Here is a 2894-nt window from a genome sequence, read left to right on the forward strand (position 1 = left end):
GGCAAACACAAAACTTCTCCTCAACGATTAACTATGGATATTTTTAGCGAACTATTTGGCACTTAAGTCTTGCTCTTTTGAGCCAAGTATGCCCATATCGTAAGCCCACGCCTTGGAATGAACTCGCGCCGTTTCCAGGTTTGGGTTCAGCCGCGCCGGCCAAGGCATATAAAATTCTGGCAGTTTAAATGGTTGCATTATCTGCGCGTAACCTTATTATTGACTCTTCTTGCTATTTTTTGCCTACCAATGACTGAGCTGTGGCGGTTGGCGAGCCTTTTCGCCACCGAGAGCCAGGTTTGATATGTGGTTTGTGTGCGATTGTACTCTACGCTATTTCGCATCCACGGTAGCGATCGAGTCAATAAAATTTAACAAAATACGTTGGTGAGGAATGCCAAAAGGTCGCACATCTCTTGACTGCTCAGAATAGCATTTGCCTGCCCGAATATCAGACGGTGCCAACAACTTCATATCCCAACCCTCAAGCAAAACTAAATCCTTGACATCCGCACTAAGTTGTGAGTGAAAAACATGGCGAACAACATCTCCTTCGACATCGCAACAGAAAAAAGAAATACTTGGAGGAGCATAACTAATTTCTTCTTCCAGTTCCCGCAAAACGGCTACTTCCGGCGTTTCTCCCGGTTCCAAGTGTCCGCCAAATAACGCCCAATGTCCGGGATACCTGATATTAGGAATATCGTCCCGCAACTGACAAAGAAACTTGCCGTCTCGGTACAAAATCGCGATCGCAACGTGAATTTTAGTCATAAGAAAGTTTGGCAACGAGCAATGTACGGGATTTCACGGATTTAACGGATGATATTAAGTATAGAAGGAAAAGGGAAAAAGTTATCTAGGAGAGAGGGAAGTAGTTTTAAGCTGTTACGCATTTAAACCATTAACGATCGAGGTAAGGTGCGTCAGCTAGAACACTTACTCTACATGGGAAAGACTTATTTACTGACGCACCCTACTATCATCCTTTAAATGCGAAACAGCTTACCCTAATCTGTAATATTAACAAAAGAGCCGATCGACCTGCCCCGACCGGGATATTATAGTCTAGCAACTTTTAGGATAAATAAAGATACCCACATCGCTTTGGCGCAAGTATAAATCTTTAATTTTTTTGAAAGGGACTTACTGAATTATTGAAACAAATTAGCAGACTGCTATTTTTATTTATTGGTCGCTGGAGTGCGCTTTAATTGTTCCATTTCCTCAACATAAAGTTCACCTAAATCCTTTCCTGCCAATTCCTTCAGAGTAATACTCTTGTAGCGGACTTCTCCCTTCAGCAACACTTCATCGCCAAGCTGGGGCAAAGCTTGGTTAGTTAAAACCCAAATCGTACCCGTACCGTCTTGAAGTTGATAAGCCGCATTCCCCACAAACGGAGCACGATTTTCCACCTTTCCCCGGAGATAAACTTCACCATCGACTTGCCGCTTTTGTTGAATGTCGCCAATGCTAGCAACATTAAAACCAAGATTGAGTTGAGACATGGGTAAATTGCCGCAACTGAAAAAACCGCTGGCGAGGATTAGCGACAAAGAGCCCGTGCAGAATCTTTGAACCCAAACTTGCTTAATTGCAGTAGTCATTCGTCAACTAATTTGAGATTTGAGATACGACTTACTTTAACAGAATCCAAAGAATCGATCGCAAGTAAGAAATTTCTCTAGTGTAGTCCTTGGCGGGGATTAAGCTAAAATCTAAAATCGTCAGCCCCTAACCCAGAGTCTACAATGGATGCCAAAACTGCTCAAATACTAGATGGCAAAGCTTTAGCGACAAAGATTCAAAGCGAGCTGAGCGATCGAGTCCGCGCCCTACAACCCCAAAAGGGGCGTCCTCCCGGACTTGCGGTACTGATGGTGGGCGACAACCCAGCTAGCGCAGCCTATGTTCGCAACAAAGAGCGAGCCTGCGCTAAAGTTGGCATAGCTTCCTTCGGCCAGCATTACCCCGCAAACGCTACTCAAGCCGAACTAGAACTTGCAATTCATGCACTCAACGAGGACGATCGAGTAGATGGCATTTTAGTGCAACTGCCGCTACCAGAGCACTTAGATGCAATTTCGCTGCTGTACCAAATTGCTCCCGACAAAGATGCTGACGGACTTCACCCTGTAAATTTAGGCCGTCTCGTGCGCGGGGAGGAAGGTTTGCGGAGTTGTACTCCCGCCGGAGTGATGCGGCTTTTGCAAGAATACCAGATTGATTTGAAAGGAAAAAACGCCGTTGTTTTGGGCCGGAGTATTTTGGTGGGTAAACCGATGGCGCTGATGCTTTTAGAAGCCGATTGTACTGTTACAGTAGCTCATTCTCGATCGCAAAACCTAGAATCCATCACCAATCAAGCCGATATTCTAATCGCCGCAGTCGGCCGCACAGAAATGATTGCAGCTAATATGGTCAAACCTGGATCGGTAGTAATCGATGTCGGTATTAACCGCGTTGTCAATCCAGACGGTACTAGCCGTTTGGCCGGAGATGTTGATTTTGATGCTGTTAAAACAGTAGCCGAATTTATCACGCCGGTACCGGGAGGAATCGGGCCGATGACTGTTGCGATGTTGTTGGAAAATACCGTTTCGACGTACAGTATTAAGTAGTCATTAGTCTTTACAAATACACCTAACGTAGGGTGCGTCGCTGCTGAAACTTTGGGTGAAAAATCGAGTTTTCAGGAAGCGACGCACCCTACAAAACACCTAACGTGGGTGCGTCGCTGCTGAAACTTTCGATCGTATTTGAATATCTAAGGGTGGCGACGCACCTGACTTTACCGTAGGGTGCGTCGCTGTGATATTAGACCTCTTGCAAAAATCCTTTTAATCAAATTCTGGAACGGGCAAGATGCCCATTCCACAAGAAAAAAAATT

At 45.2% G+C, this 2894-nt stretch carries 4 protein-coding genes; 1 reads left to right on the top strand and 3 read right to left on the bottom strand.

Features of this window, described 5'->3' with window-relative positions; all coding sequences use genetic code 11:
* Positions 1–51: 51 nt before the first annotated feature.
* From QUB70_RS32185 to QUB70_RS32195, 3 genes are all read right to left on the bottom strand, one after another.
* A complete protein-coding gene (locus QUB70_RS32185) occupies positions 52–198 on the bottom strand; it encodes a hypothetical protein (RefSeq protein WP_332985860.1) in 147 nt (48 codons plus the stop codon).
* A gap of 135 nt (positions 199–333) precedes the next feature.
* On the bottom strand, positions 334–774 hold the full coding sequence (locus tag QUB70_RS32190; RefSeq protein ID WP_332985862.1) for an NUDIX hydrolase: 441 nt from the start codon (positions 772–774) through the stop codon (positions 334–336).
* A gap of 410 nt (positions 775–1184) precedes the next feature.
* Complete coding sequence (locus QUB70_RS32195) at positions 1185–1610, bottom strand: DNA-binding protein (RefSeq protein WP_332985863.1); 426 nt, start codon at positions 1608–1610, stop codon at positions 1185–1187.
* Between the two features lie 144 nt (positions 1611–1754).
* Here QUB70_RS32195 and folD point away from each other — a divergent pair, with 144 nt between their 5' ends.
* On the top strand, positions 1755–2624 hold the full coding sequence (gene folD / locus QUB70_RS32200; protein ID WP_332985865.1) for a bifunctional methylenetetrahydrofolate dehydrogenase/methenyltetrahydrofolate cyclohydrolase FolD: 870 nt from the start codon (positions 1755–1757) through the stop codon (positions 2622–2624).
* Positions 2625–2894 lie beyond the last annotated feature (270 nt).

Origin of the sequence: Microcoleus sp. A003_D6 (assembly GCF_036702825.1) — a bacterium.
GTDB lineage: Bacteria > Cyanobacteriota > Cyanobacteriia > Cyanobacteriales > Microcoleaceae > Microcoleus.